Origin of the sequence: Bradyrhizobium sp. (genome assembly GCF_016462955.1) — a bacterium.
Lineage (GTDB): Bacteria > Pseudomonadota > Alphaproteobacteria > Rhizobiales > Xanthobacteraceae > Bradyrhizobium.
Genome location: NZ_JAEMSD010000676.1, coordinates 1 through 3,001, shown reverse-complemented (window position 1 = coordinate 3,001; position 3,001 = coordinate 1). Strand labels below are relative to the sequence as shown.

General features: G+C 67.7%; 4 protein-coding genes. All 4 read left to right on the top strand.

The window, feature by feature from the left end; genetic code table 11:
* Window positions 1-430 (top strand): VWA domain-containing protein (locus tag JHD07_RS36705; protein ID WP_291631085.1); only part of this gene is annotated, 430 nt, incomplete at its 5' end.
* Window positions 431-440: 10 nt separating this feature from the next.
* Complete coding sequence (locus JHD07_RS36700; RefSeq protein ID WP_007602422.1) at window positions 441-764, top strand: XdhC family protein; 324 nt, start codon at window positions 441-443, stop codon at window positions 762-764.
* Between the two features lie 2 nt (window positions 765-766).
* Entirely contained in the window at window positions 767-1,468 is a 702-nt protein-coding gene (locus tag JHD07_RS36695) for an XdhC family protein (RefSeq protein ID WP_291631075.1), read from the top strand.
* The coding region (locus JHD07_RS36690; RefSeq protein WP_291631073.1) for a molybdopterin-binding/glycosyltransferase family 2 protein at window positions 1,465-3,001 on the top strand (1,537 nt) is incomplete at its 3' end. The genes JHD07_RS36695 and JHD07_RS36690, both read left to right, overlap by 4 nt.

Sequence of the window (3,001 nt, the reverse complement as noted above, 5' to 3'; positions counted from 1 at the left end):
TGTCAGCCGTGCGCTGCGCCAGCGCGACCCCGACGAGGCGCTGGCGAGCTGCTCGGCCTCGGTCGAGGATTGGGCCGGCGGCACCCGGATCTCGGCCTCGCTGCACAACTTCAACAAATTGTGGGCGCGGCGCGTGCTGAGCCAGGGCGCCATCGTGCTGCTGATCTCCGACGGGCTGGAGCGCGAAGCCGATTCCAAGCTGGCCTTCGAGATGGACCGGCTGCACCGGTCCTGCCGGCGGCTGATCTGGCTCAACCCGCTGCTGCGGTTCGGTGGTTTCGAGGCCAAGGCGCAGGGCATCAAAATGATGCTTCCCCACGTTGACGAATTCCGCCCGGTACATAATTTGAGTTCGATCCAGGAGCTGATCACGACGCTCTCCCGGCCGCTGCCGCCGCATCACCGCAGCCTGATCCGTTCCGCAGCTTGAGAGGCACCCCATGCTCGATCGCGACGAGGACATCCTGAAGGCGGCGGAGGACTGGCAGAAGGCCGGCCGTGGCGTCGCGTTGGCGACGGTCGTCGAAACCTGGGGCTCGGCACCGCGCCCGGCGGGCTCGAGCCTCGTCATCAACGACGAGGGCACCTTCCTCGGCTCGGTCTCCGGCGGCTGCGTCGAGGGCGCCGTGGTCACCGAGGCCATGGATGTGATCCAGAGCGGAAAACCGAGGATGCTGGAGTTCGGCGTCGCCGACGAGACCGCCTGGAATGTCGGGCTGTCCTGCGGCGGCACCATCCGCGTCTTCGTCGAGAAGGTCGGCTAGCCGTGAAGCTCGAGATCCTGCACGAACTCAATGCCGAGCGTGCCGCGCGCCGGCCGGTGATCCTGGTCACTGACACCGAGAGCGGCGAGCAGCGGCTGGTGAAGGCGAAGGATTTCGCCAGGGATCCGCTGCGTGCCGAGCTGGAGAAGCAGCTTCGCATGGGCAAGAGCGCCAGTGTCGAGGCCGGCGGCAAGAAGCTGTTTCTCAACGTCTACGCGCCGACGGCAAAGCTCGTGATTGTCGGTGCGGTCCATATCAGCCAGGCGCTCGCGCCGCTGGCGCGCTCGCTGGGCTATGACGTCACCGTGGTCGATCCGCGCACGGCCTTTGCGAGCCCGGAGCGCTTTCCCGACATTCCACTGATCGCGGAATGGCCGGACACCGCGTTGCCGCCGCTCAACGTTGATGCCTATACGGCGTTTGTCGCTGTGACGCACGATCCGAAGATCGACGACCCCGCGCTGCTGCACGCCTTCGAGCGCAACTGCTTCTACATCGGCGCGCTCGGCTCGCGAAAGACACACGCCAAGCGCGGCGACCGGCTGCGGGCGCAGGGCGCGAAGGACAGCGACATCGCACGCATTCACGCGCCCATCGGACTTGCGATCGGCGCGGTTTCGCCGTCCGAGATCGCGGTCGCGATCATGGCCGAGATCACCGCTGTGCTTCGGCTGCCTCCGAAAGAAAAAGAAGAAGCGGCATGAAGTTTGGACCGGCGAGCCCGAGGGATGCGATCGGCGGGGTGACCGTCCACACCCTGCGCCAGGGGCCGCTGGTTCTGAAGAAGGGCACGACGATCGGGCCAGCCGAGGTCGAGTCGCTGGAGCGTGCCGGCATCAAGGACATCGTCGTGGTGCGCCTGGAGGAAGGCGACGTCTCCGAGGACGTTGCCGCCGCCAGCATCGCGCTCGCCATCGGCGGGGAAGGCATCCATGTCGAGCGCGCCTTCACCGGCCGCGCCAATCTGTTCGCCGCGCGCCCAGGCGTGCTGGTGATCGACCGCGCCGCGGTCGACCGCATTAACAGCATCGACGAGGCCATCACTTTTGCCACGCTCACCGCCTTCAAGCCCGTGGTCGAGGGCGAGATGGTCGGCACCGTCAAGATCATCCCGTTCGGCGTCGAAGCGAGTTTGCGCGATGCCGCGATGAAGGCGGCGGGCAAGGACGTGCTCAAGGTCGCACCTTACGTGATCAAGCGCGTCGGCGTGGTCTCGACGCTGCTGCCGGGCCTCTCCTCCAAGGTGATCGACAAGACGCTGCGCGTCACGACCGAGCGGCTCGCACCGGCCGGCGCCGGCATCATCGCCGAGCGGCGGGTGCCGCACGAGGAGCAAGCGCTGTCGGCCGCGATCCAGGAATTGCTCGGCCTCGGCGCCGAGCTCGTGATCGTGTTCGGCGCATCCGCGATTGCCGACCGCCGCGACGTGATTCCGGCGGCGGTGACCGGCATCGGCGGCGAGATCGAGCATTTCGGCATGCCGGTCGATCCCGGCAATCTCCTGCTGATCGCACGGGCCGGCGGCGTGCCGGTGCTGGGCGCGCCGGGCTGCGCGCGCTCGCCGGTCGAGAACGGGTTCGACTGGGTCTTGATGCGGCTTCTCGCCGGCATCGAGGTGACGCGGTCCGAGTTGATGGGCATGGGGGTCGGCGGCCTCTTGATGGAGATCGTGACGCGGCCGCAGCCGCGCGCCGAGCCGGAGATCGAGGGCAACAGCCAGGTCGCCGCCATCGTGCTCGCGGCGGGCCGCTCGACCCGCATGGGTGGCCCGAACAAGCTGCTCGCCGAGCTCGACGGCAAGAAGCTGGTGCGACTGGCGACCGAGCAGGCGCTGGCCTCGAAGGCATCCGAGGTGATCGTCGTCACCGGTCATCAGGCCGAGCTGGTCGAGCAGGCGCTGCAAGGGCTGAAGGTGAGGTTCGTCCGCAATGCGGATTTTGCCGGCGGCATTGCGAGTTCAGTCAAGGCCGGAATCGCCGCGGTGCCAGAGAGCTGCGACGGCGCCGTCGTGTGTCTCGGCGACATGCCGCTGATCGATGCTGGCCTGATCGACCGCTTGATCGACAGCTTTGCACCCGACCGCGGCAACCTCATCGTCGTGCCGGTCTGCGAAGGCCGCCGCGGCAATCCCGTGCTGTGGTCGCGCCGCTTCTTCAAGGAATTGATGACGCTCGACGGCGACGTCGGCGCTCGGCTCCTGATCGCCGAGCACGCCGAAGCCGTGGCCGAAGTCCCGG